At 70.3% G+C, this 19,207-nt stretch carries 15 protein-coding genes and 1 pseudogene; 12 read left to right on the plus strand and 4 right to left on the minus strand.

Annotated features, from left to right (window positions below):
• Positions 1-9: 9 nt before the first annotated feature.
• The 5 genes from AB0K28_RS04385 to AB0K28_RS04405 all read left to right on the plus strand — a co-directional run bounded on the left by AB0K28_RS04385 (position 10) and on the right by AB0K28_RS04405 (position 7,903).
• Positions 10-2,892, plus strand: coding sequence for a glycoside hydrolase family 3 C-terminal domain-containing protein (locus AB0K28_RS04385; protein ID WP_364364964.1), 2,883 nt, complete (start codon positions 10-12; stop codon positions 2,890-2,892).
• Positions 2,893-2,937: 45 nt separating this feature from the next.
• The gene (locus tag AB0K28_RS04390; RefSeq protein WP_345396171.1) at positions 2,938-3,705 is read left to right on the plus strand and encodes a hypothetical protein; all 768 of its coding nucleotides are present in this window, start codon (positions 2,938-2,940) and stop codon (positions 3,703-3,705) included.
• Between the two features lie 70 nt (positions 3,706-3,775).
• On the plus strand, positions 3,776-4,264 hold the full coding sequence (locus AB0K28_RS04395; protein WP_345396174.1) for a hypothetical protein: 489 nt from the start codon (positions 3,776-3,778) through the stop codon (positions 4,262-4,264).
• A gap of 172 nt (positions 4,265-4,436) precedes the next feature.
• Positions 4,437-7,079, plus strand: a complete 2,643-nt coding sequence (locus AB0K28_RS04400) for a cellulose binding domain-containing protein (RefSeq protein ID WP_364364968.1) — start codon at positions 4,437-4,439, stop codon at positions 7,077-7,079.
• 374 nt (positions 7,080-7,453) lie between these two features.
• Positions 7,454-7,903 (plus strand): hypothetical protein, encoded by a 450-nt coding sequence (locus AB0K28_RS04405; RefSeq protein ID WP_345396176.1) that lies wholly within the window; start codon positions 7,454-7,456, stop codon positions 7,901-7,903.
• Position 7,904: 1 nt separating this feature from the next.
• On the opposite strand, the gene AB0K28_RS04410 is transcribed toward AB0K28_RS04405, so the two are convergent.
• Positions 7,905-8,351, minus strand: a complete 447-nt coding sequence (locus AB0K28_RS04410; RefSeq protein WP_364364972.1) for a MarR family transcriptional regulator — start codon at positions 8,349-8,351, stop codon at positions 7,905-7,907.
• A 94-nt stretch (positions 8,352-8,445) separates the two neighbouring features.
• On the opposite strand from AB0K28_RS04410, the gene AB0K28_RS04415 reads away from it, so the two are divergent.
• Positions 8,446-8,625, plus strand: coding sequence for a hypothetical protein (locus AB0K28_RS04415; protein WP_345396182.1), 180 nt, complete (start codon positions 8,446-8,448; stop codon positions 8,623-8,625).
• 9 nt (positions 8,626-8,634) lie between these two features.
• Here AB0K28_RS04415 and AB0K28_RS04420 read toward each other — a convergent pair whose 3' ends face one another.
• From AB0K28_RS04420 to AB0K28_RS04430, 3 genes are read right to left on the minus strand one after another with little or no spacing between them, the layout of a single operon-like run.
• Complete coding sequence (locus AB0K28_RS04420) at positions 8,635-9,558, minus strand: carbohydrate ABC transporter permease (protein ID WP_364364975.1); 924 nt, start codon at positions 9,556-9,558, stop codon at positions 8,635-8,637.
• Positions 9,555-10,547, minus strand: coding sequence for an ABC transporter permease subunit (locus tag AB0K28_RS04425; RefSeq protein WP_364364978.1), 993 nt, complete (start codon positions 10,545-10,547; stop codon positions 9,555-9,557). Before AB0K28_RS04425 ends, AB0K28_RS04420 begins: the two co-directional genes overlap by 4 nt.
• Positions 10,544-12,187 carry an extracellular solute-binding protein gene (locus AB0K28_RS04430; RefSeq protein ID WP_364364981.1) on the minus strand — a complete coding sequence of 548 codons (1,644 nt, stop codon included), beginning with the start codon at positions 12,185-12,187 and terminating at the stop codon, positions 10,544-10,546. Before AB0K28_RS04430 ends, AB0K28_RS04425 begins: the two co-directional genes overlap by 4 nt.
• 299 nt (positions 12,188-12,486) lie before the next feature.
• Here AB0K28_RS04430 and AB0K28_RS04435 point away from each other — a divergent pair, with 299 nt between their 5' ends.
• The 6 genes and pseudogenes from AB0K28_RS04435 (at position 12,487) to AB0K28_RS04460 (ending at position 19,202) form a co-directional block, all read left to right on the plus strand.
• Positions 12,487-13,692: an ROK family transcriptional regulator gene (locus tag AB0K28_RS04435; protein WP_345396194.1), complete on the plus strand. Its 1,206-nt coding sequence runs from the start codon at positions 12,487-12,489 to the stop codon at positions 13,690-13,692.
• A 98-nt stretch (positions 13,693-13,790) separates the two neighbouring features.
• Positions 13,791-16,577 carry a glycoside hydrolase family 3 C-terminal domain-containing protein gene (locus AB0K28_RS04440; protein ID WP_364364986.1) on the plus strand — a complete coding sequence of 929 codons (2,787 nt, stop codon included), beginning with the start codon at positions 13,791-13,793 and terminating at the stop codon, positions 16,575-16,577.
• On the plus strand, positions 16,574-17,578 hold the full coding sequence (locus AB0K28_RS04445; RefSeq protein ID WP_345396197.1) for a LacI family DNA-binding transcriptional regulator: 1,005 nt from the start codon (positions 16,574-16,576) through the stop codon (positions 17,576-17,578). The genes AB0K28_RS04440 and AB0K28_RS04445 overlap by 4 nt, the downstream gene beginning before the upstream one ends.
• Before the next feature lie 144 nt (positions 17,579-17,722).
• Positions 17,723-17,929: pseudogene (gene gvpJ, locus AB0K28_RS04450) on the plus strand (gas vesicle protein GvpJ); the annotation flags it as partial.
• Between the two features lie 239 nt (positions 17,930-18,168).
• Positions 18,169-18,963: a GvpL/GvpF family gas vesicle protein gene (locus AB0K28_RS04455; protein ID WP_364364990.1), complete on the plus strand. Its 795-nt coding sequence runs from the start codon at positions 18,169-18,171 to the stop codon at positions 18,961-18,963.
• Between the two features lie 14 nt (positions 18,964-18,977).
• On the plus strand, positions 18,978-19,202 hold the full coding sequence (locus AB0K28_RS04460; protein ID WP_345396200.1) for a gas vesicle protein GvpG: 225 nt from the start codon (positions 18,978-18,980) through the stop codon (positions 19,200-19,202).
• The last annotated feature ends 5 nt before the right edge of the window (positions 19,203-19,207 follow it).

The following is a 19,207-nucleotide window of genomic DNA, read 5'->3' on the forward strand; positions in this document are numbered from 1 at the left end:
GACCCCAAGATGCGAAAAGTCCCGTTATTAGCCACCCTGGCCCTGGCCGCGTCCCTGCTCGCCGCGCCCGCCCAGGCCGCCCCGAGCCACCCCTTCCAGAACCCGGCGCTCCCGCTCGACCAGCGGGTCTCCGACCTGCTCGGCCGGCTCACGCTGGACGAGAAGCTCAGCCTGCTGCACCAGTCGCAGCCCGCGATCCCCCGGCTCGGCATCGGCTACCACAAGAACGGCACCGAGGCCCTGCACGGCGTCGCCTGGTCCAACCACCTCGACGACAACTGGAACCAGGAGTTCGCGAGCGGCACGGTGTTCCCGCAGGCCGTGGGCCTGGCCAGCACGTGGGACCCGGAGCTGGTCAAGCGGGTCGGCTCGGCCGTGGGCGACGAGGCGCGCGGCTACAACGCCACCGACCCCGTCCTGTGGGGGCTGCAGGTGTGGGCGCCCGTGGTCGACCTGTTGCGCGACCCCAGGGCCGGCCGCAACGAGGAGGGCTACTCCGAGGACCCGCTGCTCACCGGGGCCATGTCCACCGCCTACGGCAAGGGCCTCCAGGGCGACGACCCCTTCTACCTCAAGACCGCGCCCGTCCTGAAGCACTACCTGGCCTACAACAACGAGACCGACCGCAGCCTCACCTCCTCCAACCTGACGCCCAAGCTCAGGCACGAGTACTACGAGCCGGCGTTCAAGGCGGCCATCTCGGCCGACGCGGCGACCGGGGTGATGGCGTCGTACAACCTGGTCAACGGGCGGCCCAACCACGTCAACCCCGACCTGGACACCGTCGTCAGGTCGTGGACCGGCAAGACGCTCTACAACGTGAGCGACGCCTGGGGGCCGCACGCGCTCACCGACCTGGAGCACTACTACGAGGGCAAGCCCGAGGCGTTCGCGGCCGTGCTGAAGGCCGGGCTCGACAGCTTCACCATCGACGGCAGCGACATCGGGCCGCTGGTCACCAACCTCAAGGCGGCGCTCGACCAGGGCCGCATCACCGAGGCCGACGTGGACGAGGCCGTCGGGCGGGTGCTGTCGATCAGGACCAGGCTCGGGCACTTCGACCCGGACGGCGGGCCGTACAAGGAGATCAGCGCCGAGGTGATCAACAGCGCCGCCCACCAGAAGCTGAACCGCGAGACCGCGGCGAAGGCGGCCGTGCTGCTGAAGAACTCCGGCGTGCTGCCGCTGGGCAGGCCGACGTCGGCGGCCGTGGTCGGGCCGCTGGCCGGCAAGCTCTACCGGGACTGGTACTCGGGGCAGCTGCCGTACCAGGTGACGCCGCTCGACGGGATCAAGGAGCGGGTGCCCGGCGTGACGACCGGCGAAGGGCTGGAGCGCATCGCGCTCAAGCACGTGGAGAGCGGCACGTACCTCACCGCCACCGGCACCGGGCCCGACGACAACGCCGTGCTCACCGGCACCGCGCCCACCGCGGCCGCCCAGTGGGACCTGACCGACTGGACCGGCGGCGTCTCCACGCTGCGCAACGCCGGCAACGGCCGGCTGCTCGGCGGCGACTGGCGCTCGCTCGACACCGACGACGCCGAGCCCGACGGCTGGTACGTCTCCCAGCAGTTCGCCCTGGAGAAGCAGCCCGGCGGCGCCTACCTCATCAGGTACGCCGGCTACGAGACGGTCGAGAGCTGGTTCGCACTGCCCGACGCGTACGTGGGCGTCACCCCTGAGGGCACGCTCGGCCTGGTGCCCAAGGCGCAGGCCGCCGCGTTCGCCAAGGAGGTCGTCTCCGACGGCATCGCCGAGGCCGCGGCGCAGGCGAAGAAGGCGCAGGTCGCGGTCGTGGTGGTGGGCAGCCACCCGTTCGTGGCGGGCCGCGAGTTCCACGACCGTGACACGCTGAAGCTGGGCGACGGCCAGCGGCGGCTGATCGACGCCGTGCGCAAGGCCAACCCGCGCACGGTGGTCGTCCTGGAGACCAGCTACCCGGTCATCGTGGACGCGCCGACGCTGCTGTGGACCACGCACGCGGGCGCCGAGACCGGGCACGCCATCGCCGACGTGCTGTTCGGCGACGTCAACCCGGGCGGGCGGCTGCCCCAGACCTGGCCGGCCGGCGACGACCTGCCGGACCTGCTGGACTACGACCTGGTCAAGACCGGCATGACGTACCTGTACAACAGGGACAAGCCGCTCTACGCCTTCGGCCACGGCCTCAGCTACACCACGTTCGGCTACCAGGGCCTGCGCGTGCGGGGCGACAAGGTGAGCGTGAAGGTGACCAACACCGGCAGGGTGACCGGCGACGAGGTCGTGCAGCTCTACACCCACCAGCGCGGCTCGCGCTTCGCGCAGCCGGTCAAGCAGCTGCGCGGCTTCCAGCGGGTGACGCTGAAGCCGGGGGAGAGCCGTACGGTGAGCTTCCCGTTGAAGAAGGCGGACCTGGCCGTCTGGGACCACACCCGGGGCAGGTGGACGGTCGAGAAGGCCGCCCACGACGTGCTCGTCGGCTCGGCCTCCGACCGCATCCGCCAGTCCACGACGCTGCGCGTCTCCGGCGAGACGGTGCCCGTGCGCGACCTCACCAAGCCGACCAGGGCCATGGACTTCGACGACTACGCGGACGTCACCTTCGCCGACGAGAGCAAGGTGAGCGGCGAGGTCGTCGAGGGCTCGGCCGGCGACTGGCTGGCCTTCACCCGCGCGGCGTGGGGCTCCCGGCTCACGGCGTCGGTGGCCTCGACCGGCGGCGGCTCGTTCGAGGTGCGGCGCGGCTCGCCGACCGGCGCGCTGCTCGCGACCGTGCAGGTGCCCGCCACCGGCGGGATCTACCGGTACGCGGACGTGACCGCGACGGCGAAGGCGGGCTCAGGCGACCTGTACGTGGTGTTCAAGGGCGACCTGCGGATCAAGGACTTCGCGTTCACCAGGTCGTGATCAAGGTTCGGCAGACTCTGCGATCTCCCGAAGGAAGGAAACTCCATGCGGAAGATCGCCGTAGCCGCCGTGGCGGCCATGAGCGTGTCCATGGCCGCCACCCCTGCCTTGACGACCCCTGCCCTGGCCGCCCTGGCAGACCCGGTCAAGGCGCTCCAGAAGACGCTCAAGCCGGGCAGGGGCGTCACGTTCCGCGACGCCACGTCCCTGGTGAACGACTCCGGGACCACGACGTTCTTACGGCGCACCGGTAAGTGGCGGTTCGGCAAGAAGGGCATCGCGGCCTCCGACATCACCGCCCAGGTCAAGAAGTACTCGGGCGGCGTCTTCGACCGCCTGTACGCCGTGGACGGCGGCCGTACGATCTGGATCGGCGGGAAGAGCTGGACCACGCACAAGGTCGACGTGTTCAGCCCCGGGGACGGCACGTTCGCCAAGGAGCCCCTGGGCTCGACCGGCTCCTACACCGGCACCTACGGGCAGCTCGTGAACCCGGCCGAGCCGGCCACGCTGAAGGTCCTGCTCAAGGGCAAGAAGAAGGGCCGCACGTACTCCGGCAAGATCGGTTACGCCACGCTGCGGAAGGTGTCGCCGTGGTTCCGGGCGAGCCTGCCCTTCGGCGGCGGGGCGGGGGACGCCGTGCTGACGTACGCGCTCACGCTCGGCCCCGACAACCTGCCGCGCAAGCTCGTCACCGCGCGCCAGGCCGTCGACAACGTGCCCACGGACGGCCGGTTCCAGATGGTGACGACCTACACCGGGTGGGGGTCGAAGGTGAGGGTCGCGCCGCCGCCGAAGAACCGGATCCGTTAAGGAGTTGCACTCTGCTGGATAGTGGTGTTATCTAATTAACAGGTAGTACTGCTATCCAATGGGGGCTCTCGTGACATTGATCGTTCTGCTGGTCGCCACGCTGGCGTTCAGGGGGCTCGGCGCGCTCGGCGTGGGCCGGTTCGGCACGTGGCGGGTGAGCGCGGCGCACGGGCTGGCCGTGATGCTGGTCATGACGGCGAGCGCGCACTTCGTCCCGGCCGGGGTGACCTTCATGCCCAACTACGGGGACATGGTGGCCATGGTGCCGCCGTTCGTACCGTTCCCCGGGTTCGTGGTGTATCTGACCGGAGTGCTGGAGCTGGCCGGGGCGGCCGGGCTGGTGCTCGTCCGCTTCAGGCGGCCCGCGGGCATCTGCCTGGCGCTGCTGTTCGTCGGGCTGCTGCCGGCCAACATCTACGCCGCCATCGCCGGCACCTCGATCGCCTCGCCGCTGGTCGAGCGGATCCCCGAACAGCTCGTCTACATCGCGATCGCGTTGTGGGCGGCGCTCGGCGCGCGTTCTGAACGGGCTGTGAGCAGCGTTCCTGTCGCTGGTTAATTCGTCGTGCATCCAAACTATTGACCGTCGGTGCGCGGGTGTGTGAGCCTTCTTGAAAAGCTCATGCGCGAAGGCGCGGCGACGGTCAGGGTCTCGCATTCTGCTCGTGCATGGCGGTCATCGACGCCTTTGGTGCGCCCTCCAGCGGGCGCCAGGAAAGGGAGAGCCGCGCATGCCAAAAAGGCTCTTGGTCCTGCTCACCGCCGCCGCCGTCCTGCTCGTGGCGGCCGTGGTGCGGATGTCACCGGTCTCGGCCGTCGCCTCCGACCCGTACGCGTTCAAGAACGTGCGCATCGACGGCGGCGGCTTCGTCCCCGGCATCGTCTTCAACCCGACGGAACGCAACCTCATCTACGCCCGCACCGACATCGGCGGCGCGTACCGGTGGAGCCAGTCCACCAAGTCCTGGACCCCGCTGCTCGACTGGGTCGGCTGGGACAAGTGGGGCTACAACGGCGTGATCAGCCTGGCCACCGACCCCGTCCAGACCAACCGCGTGTACGCCGCCGTCGGCATGTACACCAACAGCTGGGATCCCGGCAACGGCGCCATCCTGCGCTCCACCGACAAGGGCGACACCTGGCAGGTCACGCCGCTGCCGTTCAAACTGGGCGGCAACATGCCGGGCCGCGGCATGGGCGAGGCGCTGTCGGTCGACCCCAACGACAACCGCGTCCTGTACTTCGGCGCGCCCAACGGCAACGGCCTCTGGCGCAGCACCGACCACGGCGCCACCTGGTCGAAGGTGACCAGCTTCCCCAACGCCGGCGACTACGCCCAGGACCCGAACGACCCCAACGGCTACCTCAGCCACCGGCCCGGCGTCGTCTGGGTGACCTTCGACAAGCGATCGTCCACCTCGGGCAGCGCCACCAGGACCATCTACGTCGGCGTCGCCGACAAGGAGAACACCGTCTACCGCACCACCGACGGCGGCGCCACCTGGTCGCGCCTCGCCGGGCAGCCGACCGGCTACATCGCCCACAAGGGCGTGCTCGACACGGTCAACGGCTACCTCTACATCGCCACCAGCGACACCGGCGGACCGTACGACGGAGGCAAGGGCGACGTGTGGCGCTACGCCACCGCCACCGGCGCCTGGACCCAGATCAGCCCCGTGCCGTCGTCCAGCTCCGACGACTACTTCGGCTACAGCGGCCTGACCATCGACCGGCAGAACCCAGAGACGATCATGGTCGCCACGCAGATCTCCTGGTGGCCCGACGTCATCTTCTTCCGCTCCACCGACTCCGGCGCCACCTGGACCCGGGTCTGGGACTGGACCTCCTACCCCGATCGCTCGTTCCGCTACACCATGAACATCTCCGAGAACCCCTGGCTGACCTTCGGCACCAACCCGCAGCCGCCCGAGGTCACGCCCAAGCTCGGCTGGATGACCGAGTCGCTGGAGATCGACCCGTTCGACTCCGACCGGATGATGTACGGCACCGGCGCCACCATCTACGGCACCGAGAATCTCACCCAGTGGGACTCCGGCGGCAAGTTCACGATCAGGCCCATGGCCAGGGGCCTGGAGGAGACCGCCGTCCTCGATCTCATCAGCCCGCCCAGCGGCGCGCCCCTGATCAGCGGCCTCGGCGACATCGCCGGCTTCCGGCACACCGACCTGGACGCCGTCCCGTCCATGATGTTCACCCAGCCGACCTTCACCTCCACGACCAGCCTCGACTACGCCGAGAAGGCGCCGTCGATCATGGTCAGGGCCGGGAACTTCACCGACGCCGACCGCCCGAACGACAGCCACGTCGCCTTCTCCACCGACGGCGGCGCCAACTGGTTCCAGGGCACCGAGCCGGGCGGCGTCAACGAGGGCGGCACGGTCGCCGCGGCGGCCGACGGCTCCCGCTTCGTCTGGGCGCCCAAGGGCGTCACGCCCGTCTACTCCGTCGGGTACGGCAACTCCTGGCAGACCGCGTCCGGCCTGCCCACCGACGCGGTCGTGGAGTCCGACCGGGTCAACCCGATGACGTTCTACGGCCTCAGCGGCGGCCGCCTGTACCGCAGCACCAACGGCGGCGCCACCTTCACCGCCACCGCCGCCACCGGGCTGCCCACGACCGGCAAGTTCAAGGCCGTGCCCGGCGTCGAGGGCGACCTGTGGGTGGCCGGCGAGGGCGGCATCTGGCACTCCACCAACGGCGGGGCCTCCTTCACCAAGCTGGCCGGCATCACGAACGCGGTCAACGTCGGCTTCGGCAAGGCCGCGCCCGGAGCCACCTATCAGGCGGTCTTCGCCGTCGCCACCATCGACGGCGTCACCGGCCTGTACCGCTCGGACGACGGCGGGTCGAGCTGGCTGCGCATCAACGACGACGAGCACCAGTGGGGCAACATGGGCGAGGCGCTGACCGGCGACCCGCGCGTGTACGGCCGGGTCTACCTGGGCACGAACGGCCGCGGCATCATCTACGGCGACCGCACCGGCCCGCCGATCACCGTCACTCCTACGGTCTCGGTCACCCCGACGGTCTCGGTCACCCCCACCGTCAGCCCCGAAACCGGCTGCACCGCCACCTACGAGCCCGGCAACTCCTGGCCCGGCGGTTTCCAGGCGAACGTCACAGTCAAGAACACCGGCACCAGTGCCATCTCGGGCTGGAAGGTCACCTGGACCTGGCCGGGCAGCCAGCAGGTCACCAACCTGTGGGGCGGCACCCCCACCCAGTCAGGCACGTCCGTCACGGTGACCAACGCCGGCTACAACGGCAACGTCGGCCCGGGCGCGACAACGTCCTTCGGCTTCAACGCCACAGGAGAAAGCACCCAACCCACGTTGACCTGCACCTCGTCATAGGAAGCGCCCCTCCTGCCAGGCTGAGGTCCTTTGGAGAGAGGGGGGTGGGGCCCGCTCGCCGGACCCTGCCCTCCTGCCTGGCTGAGGTCCTTTTGGGAGGGAGTGGGGTCCGCTCGGTGGAGCCTGCTCTCCTGCCTGGTTGGGGTCCTTTTGGGAAGGGGGTGGGGGTCCGCTCGGTGGAGCTTGCTCTCTTGCCTGGCTGGGGGTGGGGTCCGGTCGTCGGAGCCTGATCTCCTCCTCAGCTGAGGGGTCTGGGCTGGTCGAAGTGGGGTTGCTCCCTTGAGCGCCCCTCCTGGAGGGGCTGGTCCTCCTGTCTGGCTGGGGTGTTTCGGGCAGGAGGGCCTTCTTCGTGGCAGGTGGGTAGTCGAAGGTGCATGCAGACACTTGGCAAGAGGCTCATCGCCGGGGCGGCTGGGACCTGTGCGCTCAATCTCGTCACCTACCTCGACATGGCGGTCAGGGCGCGGGCGGCCAGTAGCACGCCGGCCGAGACCGTGGGGAAGCTGGCCGAGATGGGCGGGGTGGGGCTCGGGGAGAAGGAGCAGGCCGAGAACAGGAAGGAGGCGCTCGGGGCGTTGGTGGGGTACGCCACCGGGGCCGGGGCAGCGGTCTGCTACGGGATGCTCGCGTCCAAGCGGCGGGTTCCGTGGCCGGTCGGGGTGCTGGCGTTGACGGCGCTGGCCATGGTGGGGTCGAACGGGCCCATGACGGCGCTCGGGATCACGGATCCGCGTGAGTGGTCGGCGTCCTCCTGGGCGTCCGACGTCGTGCCGCACCTGGCGTACGGCGTGACGGCGTACAGCGCGTACGAGCTGATGAAGTGAATCAGGGGCGGGCGGCTTCTATCACGCGGCTCAGCACCGCGTGCAGGTCCTGGAGCTCGGACAGGCTCATCCCCAGACGGTCGACGATCGCGGGCGGGATCTTCTCGGCCTCGGCCCGCAGCCGCCGCCCCTCGGGAGTCAGGGTGACGACGAGGGAGCGCTCGTCCATGGCGTTGCGCTCACGGTTGACGTAACCGAGCGACTGGAGCCGCTTGAGCAGCGGCGACAGCGTCCCGGCGTCGAGCTGGAGCAGCTCGCCCAGCTCCTTGACCGACAGCGGCTCGTGCTGCCACAGCGCCAGCATGGCGAGATATTGCGGGTGGGTCAGGCCCATGGGCTGCAGCAGCGGCCGGTAGAGGGCGATGACGCTCCGGGAGGCGATGCTGAGGGCGAAGCACACCTGACGGTCCAGCGCGAGGAGATCTGTCGGCTCTGTCACAGGCTCCATGTGGTGGGACCTCCGGGGGCGTCTGATAAATTACTTTGTGTACCAACTAATAGCCCACTAAGGATACCCCTCCGCCCCTGAAGGGACGTCGCCCGTGTTCCACCGCAAGCCGATCGAGGAGCGCATCGCCGAGCGCCAGGCCAAGCTGCGCCCCTTGGAGGAGGGCAAACACTTCGAGCACGGCCCGGCGAAGTTCGTGTTCGTGTCATTGATCACGATCGTGGTGCTCGTGCACTTCGGCGGCCTGGCCCTGGTCATGCACTTCTACTCCTGACCCGCGGGCTCAGCCCTTGACCGCGCCCACGATCACCCCCTTGGTGAAGTGGCGCTGCACCAGAGGATAGAGGACGAGCGCGGGGATGACCGCGATGACCACGATGGCCATCTTGATGGCCAGGGTGGGCGGCGCGTCCCCCGTCACCCCCGCGGTGGCGGCCGGCAGCGGGTTCGAGTCGACCACGTACTGCCGCAGGATCAGCGCGAGCGGCCACTTGCGGGTGTCGTCGATGTAGAGCATCGCGTTGAACCACGCGTTCCAGTAGCCGACCGCGTAGAACATCGCCACCACCGCCGTGACCGCCTTCGACATGGGCAGCACGATCCTGAACAGGATGCGGAACTCACCGGCTCCGTCGATACGGGCGCTGTCCAGGATCTCCTTCGGGATATTCATGAAGAACGAGCGCAGCACCACCACGTTGAACGCCGACACGGCCGTCGGCAGGATCAGCGACCAGTAGCTGTCCTTCAACCCCAGCCCGCTGACCATCAGATAGACCGGGATGATGCCCGGGAAGAAGACGAACATCAGCAGCACGCTGAACAGCAGCGGCCGGTGCAGGAACGAGCCGGGCCGCGACAGCGAGTACGCCCCCAGCACGCTCACCCCGGCGCTGATCAGCGTCCCGGCGACGGTGACGCCGGTGCTGACCAGGATCGCCCGGCTGACCACCGTGTCGGAGAAGATCTGCCGGTACGCCTCGAACGTGATGCCGTCCGGCACCAGCACCAGCCCTCCGGCCGCGGTCACCGTGGCCGACGAGCTGAGGCTGGTGAGCACGATCGTGTAGAGCGGGCCGAGCACGGCCACCAGGATCAGCGTCACCAGCGTGCCCTTGCCGAGCTGCCCGACCGGGGACGGGCGTTCCTCCCAGGGAGCCAGCCGGGCCGGCCGGCCCCTGCCGCGCGTGAACGTCGAAGCCGTCATGATCGCGAATACACCCCTCGTTCCCCCATGGCGTGCGCGACCCGGTTGGCCGCCAGGATCAGCAGCAGCCCCACCAGGCCCTTGAACAGCCCGGCCGCCGCCCCGTACCCGAGGTCCCCGGTACGCAGGCCCGACCAGTACACGAACGTGTCGAACACCTCGGACGCCTCGCTGCCGACCGCGCTGCGCTGCAGCATGAACTGCTCGAAGCCGACGTTCAGCGCGTCGCCCAGGCGCAGGATCAGCAGCAGCACGATCACCGGGCGCAGGCCGGGCAGCGTGATGTGCCACATGCGGCGCCAGCGGCGGGCGCCGTCCACGGCGGCGGCCTCGTACAGGTTGGGGTCGATGGTGCTGAGCGCGGCCAGGAAGATGATCGCGCCCCAGCCGGCGTCCTTCCAGATCGTCTGCGAGGTGATGAGCAGGATGAACGTGTCGGAGTTCGTCATCCAGTCCACCGCCTCGCGGCCGTTCTCCCGCAGGATCTGCGCGAGCAGGCCCGCGCCGCCGAACATCTGCTGGAAGATGGCGACGACCAGCACCCAGGAGAAGAAGAACGGCATGTAGACCACGCCCTGCACGAACGCCCGCAGCCGGGCGGAGACGATGCTGTTGAGCAACAGCGCCAGCATGATCGGCACGGGGAAGTAGAAGACGAGCTGGAACGCCGTGATCGACAGGGTGTTGGTGATCGCGCGCAGGAACTGCGGGTCCTCGAAGAGCAGCGCGAAGTTGGTGAAGCCGATGACGGGGCTGCCGAGGATGCCGTCGGTGTACGGGTTGTAGTCCTGGAAGGCGATGACGTTGCCGAGCGCCGGGATCCACCAGAAGGCGACCACGACGAGCAGCATCGGCAGGTTCATCACCAGCAACGGCCAGTCCCTGCGCAGCTTGGCCCGCCACGACAGCCCGCTCGCGGCGTGGGCGGCGGGCGCGTGGCGGCCGGGCGGCCGCTCGACCGTCGCCGTGCCCGTCCGTGGCGTCGTCACAGCCGCCCGTTCTCGCGCGCGACCTTCATGTAGAACTCGCGTGCCTCGTTGCCGCCCTGCTCCTGCCAGTCCTTGAGGATCTTCGGCCACTCGGAGATCGGCCGCTTGCCGCGGAAGATCTCCTGCATCTTGTCCTCGGTGGGCGTGACCAGCCCGGCCATCTTCGACGGCCGCTCCACCCGGATGCCCACGAACGGGTCGTTCTCCAGGATCGCGGCCGCCTTGGTCTGCCAGTCCCACAGGGACTGCACGAGCCCGTCGTACTGGCTCATCGCGTTGGCGTTGGGCCGGCCGGACAGGAACAGGTAGGTCGGCGCGACCTCCTTGCGGCCGAGCGCGGTCTGCTTGACCTTGCCGTCCTCGACCGTGTAGTGCTTGCCCTCGACGCCGTTGTAGCACAGCTCGTACTCCTGGGTGCCGAACGGCCCCGAGGCCCAGTTCGACAGCGCGAGCAGCTCGCGGGTGCGGGCGTCGCCGAGCCCCTTCTTGATGAAGATGAACATGCTGGCGGGCTCGTTGCGCCACATGGTGAGCCGCCCGCCGGGCTTGGCCGGGTAGGGGTCGACGATCTGCATGTCGAAGTCGGGGTTGTCGGCCTGGAAGCGGCCGAGCGCCTCGTGCCAGGCGCCGAGCCCGTCGCGGTAGACGACGATCTCACCGCTGCCGAAGATGGCCTTGTTGTCGGCGTCCTTGTTGGCCACGACGTCGGGGTGCACGTGGCCGGCCTCGAAGAGCTTGGCGACGAACTCGATGTGGGCGGCCCACTCCTCGGTCTCGTACTTGTACTCCAGCGTGCCGTCGCTCTTCTTGCGCCACTCGCGCGGCACCCCGAAGGCCCGCTGGATCTCCTGCTCCATGCCGCCGCCGAACGCCCAGCGCTTGCCCTTGGCGTCGGTGATCGCCGCGCCGAGCGTGAGCAGGTCGTCGGCGCTCTTGGGGTGTTCGAGGCCGAGCTTCTTCATGATGTCCTGGCGGACGAAGGTGGCGAACGGGTACGGGTCGTTCTGCCACGGGATGCCCTGGAGCACGCCGCCGAAGACGCCGTACTGCCAGGCCGCGGTGTCGTAGTTGGCCAGCAGCGGGAACTCCTTGGCCTTGTCGCCGGCCAGGTAGGGGCCCAGGTCGGCGAAGAGCTTGTTGGCCGCCTCGGTGAAGCGGCCGATCTTGACCAGCTCCCACTCCGGGACCATCACCATCTCCGGCACGTCGCCGCTGGCCAGGACGGTGCTGAGCTTCTGCCCGTAGGTGTTGCCGTCGGAGATGTTGAAGCGGACGACGCCGCCGAGCCGCTTGTTGACCTCCTCGTAGTAGGAGTTGCTGCCGAGCCCCGGCGGCACCGTGCCCCACAGCGGTGTCATCGCGGTCACCTCCTTGCCGCTGGTCAGCGGCGGGGTGGTGACGGCCTGCACCATCTGGGCCGGCCGGGTCAGGAAGCCCGCCTGCACGAACTCGGAGGCGGGCAGGTCGGGCTTCAGCCCGGGGATCTCGAACGGCACCCGCGTCGGCACCAGGCTCTTGAGCTTGTCGGCGGCCACGGCCGTGCCCTGGGGCGCCTGTCTCTTCTCGGCGCAGCCCGCCACCAGGACGCTTGCGCCGACCAGGCCGAGGAACGCGCGGCGGGTCGGGTCGGGTGTCGGCATGAGGGGGTCACTCCTCGGGATGGGATGGGATGGGATGGGTTGGAATGGGATGGGCGCTGGGGCGCGGAACGCCGCCGCCCGCGGTGGACCGCGGACCGCGCCCCACCTACAATTAGTTGGTATTTCGACCAAACAAATTAGTAGAGTGTGACTGCAGCCACAAGGGATCGCGACGGTCACAGGTTGGTGCCGATGAGCAACCCGCATAACGGACCGCCGCAGCGGCGGGTCTCCGGTTGGTGGAGAAAGCCGGCGATGCGGCATGCTGGGATCACTTCTTGGCGGGAACGGGGCTGATATTGATCACTTCTACGACCGGCCCTCAGCCGGCCGACTTCGCCGACGTACGGGCCACCAACCTCGCGGTCGTGCTGCGCTTCGTCCGCGAGCACGCGCCGTGCTCGCGCGCCGACATCGCGGCCTCCACGGGGCTGAACAAGGCGACCGTCTCCAGCCTGGTCGCCGACCTCATCGACCGCCGGCTCGTGCGCGAGACCGGGCTGACCGAGAACCGCGTCGGCCGGCCGGCCACGATGCTCGTCCTCGACGGCTCGCCGTACGCGGCCATCGGGGTCGAGATCGGCGTCGACACCGTCTCGGCCGTGGCCACCGACCTCGCGGGCGGACGGCTGCTGACCTGGCGGCGGGCGTTCTCGGGTGGCGACTCGGTCAGTCAGAGCGTGGCGGGTGTCGGCGCGATCGTCCGGCGGGTGGTCAACCGCATGGCCAAGGAGGAGCGCCAGGTGCTCGGCCTCGCCGTGGCCGTGCCCGGCCTGGTCGACGTGCAGGGCACCGTGCGCCTCGCGCCCAACCTCGGCTGGCATGACGCCGACCTCGGCGGCGACCTGGCCAAGGCGCTGCGCGACCCCGGCTTCCCCATCCAGGTCGACAACGACGCCAACCTCGCGGCCCTCGCCGAGCAGCGCTTCGGCCCTCACGCGGGCGCCGCCGACCTGGTCTACCTCAGCGGCGGCGTCGGCGTGGGCGCCGGCATCATCCTCGACGGCCGGCTGCGCAGGGGCGGGCTCGGCTACAGCGGCGAGATCGGCCACGTGCAGCTCGACCCGGAAGGGCCCGTCTGCCACTGCGGCCGGCGCGGCTGCCTGGAGGCGGTGGCCGGCATCGGCGCGGTGCTGCGCAAAGACCTGTCGCCGGCCGAGACGCAGGCCGAGATCGAGGAGGTCGTCCGCCAGGCGCGCTCCGGCGATCCCGGCACGCTGGCCCGGCTCACCTCGGTCGGCACGGGCCTCGGCCAGGGCGTGGCGATCCTGACCAACCTGCTCGACCCGGCGGTGGTGATCCTCGGCGGCTACTACGTCCCGCTGGCGCCGTGGGTGCTGCCCGCCGTCCACGACGAGCTGGGCAGGCGGGTGGTCGCTCCGGGAGCGCCCGAGGTCGTGGCCTCGACGCTGGGGCACGACGCGGCGGCGCTCGGGGGTGCGGCGCGGGTGCTCGACTCGATCGATTCGGGAAGATTGCCGGGAGGATTGGCGCGAATCCCTTGACCTTGGTCACATGGGCGTGCACCCTTCAGTCAATCCACTGAAATTTCCGCGTAACTTCCCCAGGCCGGTCGTCGAAGCGCTTCGACACTCTCAGAGGGATGATCATGCAAGAACCCCCCTTCCGCGACCCAGCGGCCCCCCTTCACGACCGGATCGGCGACGTGCTGCGCAGGCTCACCATCGAGGAGAAGCTGGGCCTGCTGCACCAGTACCAGGCGCCGGTGGAGCGGCTGGGGATCGGCCCCTTCCGTACGGGCACGGAGGCGCTGCACGGCCTTGCCTGGCTCGGCCCCGCCACCGTCTTCCCGCAGGCCATCGGGCTCGCCTCGACCTGGGACCCTGACCTGCTGCACCGGGTGGGCGCGGCGGCCGGCGACGAGGTGGTGGCCTGCCACCACAAGGACCCGGCGGGGGCGGGGCTCAACGTGTGGGCGCCGGTGGTCAACCCGCTGCGCGACCCGCGGTGGGGGCGTAACGAGGAGGGCTACTCCGAGGATCCGTGGCTGACCTCGGTCCTCGCCACGGCGTACGCGCGCGGACTCGGTGGGAGCGCTCCCGACGACGGGCCGCCCGCCGTGCTCAAGACCGCGCCCACGCTCAAGCACTTCCTCGCCTACAACAACGAGACCGACCGCTGCACCACCTCCAGCAACCTGCCGCCCAGGGTGCTGCACGAGTACGAGCTACCCGCCTTCAAGCAGCCCATCGAGTCGGGCGCCGCGGTGGCCGTCATGCCGTCCTACAACCTGGTCAACGGGCGGCCCGCGCACCTCAGCCCGCTCATCGGGCAGGTGCTGCGCGCCTGGGCCCCCGGCGACCTGCTGGTGGTCAGCGACGCCTACGCGCCGGGCAACCTCACCGGGCTGCAGGGCTACCACGACACGCTGCCCGAGGCGTACGCGCACGCGGTCAAGGCCGGTCTCGACAGCTTCACCCAGGACGACGACCGAGCTGAGGCCACGCTCGGCCACCTGCGTGCCGCGCTCGACCAGGGGCTGCTCACCGAGCAGGACATCGACCAGGCCGCCGGGCACGCCCTCGCCATCAGGTTCCGGCTGGGGGAGTTCGACCCGGCGACGCCGTACGACGACGTCACCGACTCCGTCGTCAACTGCCCCGAGCACCGGGCGCTGGCCAGGGAGGCGGCGCGGCGCTCGTTCGTGCTGCTGGAGAACGACGGGCTGCTGCCGCTGCGCGACGTCCGCAGGGTCGCGGTGCTCGGGCAACTCGGCGACACGCTGATGGAGGACTGGTACAGCGGCACGCTGCCGTACGCCGTCACCGCCCGCGCCGGGCTGGCCGAGCGCTGCGAGACCGTGTTCTGCGAGGCGGTGGACCGGGTGACGCTGACCGCCGAGTCCGGCCCGGTCGCCGCCGACCCGGCCGGCGGGCCGCTCGGCGTGGGAGCGCAGGAGGCGGGGCTGTTCGACGTCTTCGACTGGGGCGGCGGAGCGTACGCGCTGCGCTCCGTGACCACCGGCCGGTTCGTCTCGGTGGACGGCACCACCCTGGTCAACGACCAGCCGGGGCCGAACGGGTGGGAGGTGCGCCAGACGTTCCGCATGGAGGAGCGGCCGCGCGGCACGCTGGCCCTGCGCCACATCTCGACCGGCTGCTACGTCGGCGCCGCGGACGACGGCGTGCTGTGCCTGGTGGACGACGCCGACCAGGCCGTCTGGCTGGCCATGGACGTCGTCAGGAGCGGCACCGCCGAGGCCGCCAGGCTGGCCGCGGAGGCCGACGTGGCGATCGTGGTGGCCGGTGACCATCCGCTGGTCAACGGCAGGGAGACCGAGGACAGGCTGACGCTGGCGCTGGCCCCCGCGCAGGACGCCGTCATACGCGCCGCGCGCGAGGCCAACCCGCGCACCGTACTTGTCCTCACCAGCGGCTACCCGCTGACCTGGACCACCGGTGACCTGCCCGCCGTGCTCTGGTCGGCCCACGGCGGCCAGGAGTACGGCCACGCGCTGGCCGAGGTGCTGTTCGGCGACGCCGACCCCGAGGGCCGCCTGACCCAGACGTGGTACCGCTCCGAGCACGAGCTGCCCGACCTGCTCGACTACGACATCATCGCCTCCGACGCCACCTACCAGTACTTCCGCGGCGTCCCCCTGCACCCCTTCGGCCACGGGCTGAGCTACACCACGTTCGGCTACACGGGGCTGCGCGTCCGCCTCGACGGCGACGTGGTGCACGCCGAGGTGACGGTCACCAACACCGGGCCGCGGCCCGGCGTCGAGGTCGTGCAGTTCTACACCCACCAGCAGCGCTCCCGGGTCAAGCAGCCGCTGCGCCGGCTGCGCGGGTTCGAGAAGGTGCGGCTGGGGCCGGGCGAGAGCCGTACGGTCGCGCTGCGGCTGCCGGTCTCCGAGCTGGCGTTCTGGGACGTCACCAGGGGCAGGTTCGTCGTCGAGCGCGCGCCGCACCGGCTCATGGTCGGCCGCAGCGCCACCGACCTGCGGCTGAGCGCGGGCTTCGAGGTCGAGGGCGAGGTCGTGCCGCCGCAGCGCGGGCCGCTGCGCGCCGCCTGCCACGACGCGTACGACGCGATCACGTTCGTGGACGCGAGCCGGCTGGACGGCGACGCCGTGCGCTCCGACGCCGAGGGCGCCTGGATCCTGTTCCGCGAGGTCGACCTGACCGGCGTCACCACTTGCGTGGCCAGGGCGGGCAGCACCGAGGGCGGCATGATCACCGTCCGGCTCGGCGACCCGCTGCACGGCCCCGCGCCGGCCGGCTTCCCCGTGCCCAGGACCGGCCGGTACGACCATCAGGCCATTCCGGTCTCTCTCGAAGGCGTGGACGGAGTGCACGATCTGTACGTGGTGTTCGAGAACGAGGGCGTGACGCTGACGGTGATCGAGTTCGGAGCCGGGGCTTGAGCGGGCGCACGGTCACCATCGCGGAGGTGGCCAAGCACGCCGGCGTGGCCGTGAGCACGGTGTCGTACGTGCTGAGCGGCAAGCGTACGATCTCGGCCGACACCCGGCGGCGGGTGCTCGACAGCGTCCGCGTCCTGGGCTACCACCCCAACGCCGGCGCCCGCGCGCTGGCCAGCAAGCGCTCCAACGTGATCGCGCTCGTGCTGCCGCTGCGCGCCGGTATGCACGTGCCCGTCCTGATGCGCTTCGCCAGCGCGGTCGTGACGGCGGCCCGCCGCTTCGACCACGACGTGCTGCTGCTGACCGCCGACGAGGGCACCGCGGGCATCCGCAGGGTGGCCGCCAGCGCGCTCGTGGACGCGCTCGTCCTGATGGATGTCGAGCTGGACGACCTGCGGGTGCCGCTGTTGCGCGAGCTGCCGGAGCCGAGCGTGCTCATCGGCTTCCCGGCCGAGCCCGCCGGGCTGACCTGCGTCGACCTCGACTTCCGCGCCGCCGGCGCGCGCTGCGTGGAGCACCTGGCCGAGCGCGGGCACGAGGAGATCGCGCTGCTCGGCGCCCCCTCGGTCGTCTACGACCGCGGCACCGGCTTCGCCACCCGCACCCGCGAGGGCTTCGTCGAGGCATTGGGCACGCACGGCATCGAGGGCGTCGCGCTGCCCTGCGAGGAGACGTTCGACGAGGTGTACGAGACCGTCCGCGACCTGCTGCTCGACCACCCCGGCCTGTCCGGGCTGGTCGTGCACAACGAGTCGGCGGTGGGCCACGTGCTGGCCGCGCTGCGCCAGCTCGGCCGCCGGGTGCCCGACGACGTGGCGGTGGTGGCGATCTGCCCCGACGACGTCGCCGAGCGGGCCAGCCCGCCGCTGACCTCCGTGCTGATCCCGGCCGAGGAGGTGGGCAGGGAGGCGGTCAGGCTGGTGATGGACAAGCTGGAGGGCCGCGTGGTGCCCGACTCGACGCTGCTGACGCCGCAGCTGGCCGTACGCGCGAGCAGCTGAGGTAAACACCCTCGCGCCTCAATTTTCGCGGTGAGTAGTCGCCCGTAAGCGAGACGTATCCAAAATCTGTCCGGTTTTCGATCGTATGTGGTTCCGTGTCGGTTTCACCGGGCAGGCCGGGTGAGGCGGAGGGAGAACCACACTATGACTACGTCAGTGCAGCCGGCGTCGGCCGGGCAGGGCGGCGGGCGGGGCCCCACCGGCCTCGCCGACGTCATCGACACGATCCTCGACCGAGGGCTCGTGATCGACGCCTACGTCCGGGTGTCCCTTGTCGGCATCGAGATCCTGACCATCGACGCGCGCGTCGTCGTGGCCAGCGTCGACACCTACCTGCGCTTCGCCGAGGCCGCTAACCGGCTGGACATGTCCCAGAGCGAGCAGAGCCTGCCCGAGGCCATCGGCCTGGCCAAGGGCGGCGGCTCCGGCCAGGACGCCTCCAAGGAGGTCATCCAGGGCATGGTCGAAGGCGACGAGCAGCGCGAGCTGAGCGGGTCGGACGAGGAGGCCGGGCAGGCCGACGAGAAGAAGGAACCCCGGAGCGCCCCCACCAGGAAGATGCGGCTCAAGTGAGAGGAAGAGCAAGCGCTATGGGACGCTCGACCAACGTCTCCGGGTCCGGCCAGGCCACCCAGGAGATCCAGAACCTCGCCACGTACGTCTACGGCATCGTCCCCGCGGAGACCGAGGTGAGCCGCGACCAGAAAGGGCTGGGGGAGCCTCCTGGCGAAGTGCGGCTCGTCAAGCACGGCGAGATCGCGGCCGTCGTCAGCGGCGTGAACGTGGACAAGCCGCTCGGCCGTCCTGACGACCTGCTGGCCCACGAGGAGCTGCTGGACAGCGTTGCCGCCAAGGGGCCCGTGCTGCCGTTCCGGTTCGGGGCGGTGCTGTCCGACACGGGCGCCGTCGTGGACGAGCTGCTCGCGCCGCACCACGACGACTTCGTGGCCGCCCTCGACGAGCTGGCCGGCAGCGCCCAGTACGTCGTCAAGGGCCGCTACGCCGAAGGGCCCGTCCTGACGGAGATCCTCGCCGAGAGCCCGGAGGCCGCCGGCCTGCGCGACGCCATCCGCGGCACCTCCGAGGACGCCACCCGCAACGAGCGCATCAGGCTCGGCGAGATCATCACCGCCTCCGTCGAGGCCAAGCGGGACATGGACACCCGCCTGCTGCTCGACGGCCTGTCCGGCCACTACCTGCAGGCCTCGCTCAGGGAGCCGTCCCACGAATGGGACGCCGCGCACGTCGCCCTGCTCGTCAAGTCCGACCAGCGCAAGGACCTGGAGCGGGCGCTGAAGGAGTTCGGCGAGCGCTGGGAGGGCCGTGTGGAGCTGCGGCTCATCGGGCCGATGGCGCCGTACGACTTCGTCGTCGCGCAGGGCTGAAGGGGGTACGGCGCGTGGGGCTGATCTCGCTGATCTTCACCTGGCCGCTCGCGCCGGTGCGCGGGCTGGTCAGGCTCGCCGAGATGATCCAGGACCAGGCGGAGCGCGAGCTGCGCAACCCCGCCGCCGTACGCCGGCGGCTTGAGGCGATCGAGGCGGCCAGACGGGCCGGCGAGATCTCGGAGGAAGAGGAACGCCGGGCCATCGAAGAGGTCCTGCGACTGGCGATGGGGAGGTGAGCCGG

Origin of the sequence: Nonomuraea sp. NPDC049504 (assembly GCF_040676845.1) — a bacterium.
Lineage (GTDB): Bacteria > Actinomycetota > Actinomycetes > Streptosporangiales > Streptosporangiaceae > Nonomuraea > Nonomuraea salmonea.

Coding starts and splice junctions, on each gene's coding strand:
- AB0K28_RS04385 (WP_364364964.1), top strand. CDS start 10: ATGCGAAAAGTCCCGTTATTAGCCACCCTGGCCCTGGCCGCGTCCCTG.
- AB0K28_RS04390 (WP_345396171.1), top strand. CDS start 2,938: ATGCGGAAGATCGCCGTAGCCGCCGTGGCGGCCATGAGCGTGTCCATG.
- AB0K28_RS04400 (WP_364364968.1), top strand. CDS start 4,437: ATGCCAAAAAGGCTCTTGGTCCTGCTCACCGCCGCCGCCGTCCTGCTC.
- AB0K28_RS04405 (WP_345396176.1), top strand. CDS start 7,454: ATGCAGACACTTGGCAAGAGGCTCATCGCCGGGGCGGCTGGGACCTGT.
- AB0K28_RS04410 (WP_364364972.1), bottom strand. CDS start 8,351: ATGGAGCCTGTGACAGAGCCGACAGATCTCCTCGCGCTGGACCGTCAG.
- AB0K28_RS04420 (WP_364364975.1), bottom strand. CDS start 9,558: ATGACGGCTTCGACGTTCACGCGCGGCAGGGGCCGGCCGGCCCGGCTG.
- AB0K28_RS04430 (WP_364364981.1), bottom strand. CDS start 12,187: ATGCCGACACCCGACCCGACCCGCCGCGCGTTCCTCGGCCTGGTCGGC.
- AB0K28_RS04440 (WP_364364986.1), top strand. CDS start 13,791: ATGATCATGCAAGAACCCCCCTTCCGCGACCCAGCGGCCCCCCTTCAC.
- AB0K28_RS04455 (WP_364364990.1), top strand. CDS start 18,169: ATGGGACGCTCGACCAACGTCTCCGGGTCCGGCCAGGCCACCCAGGAG.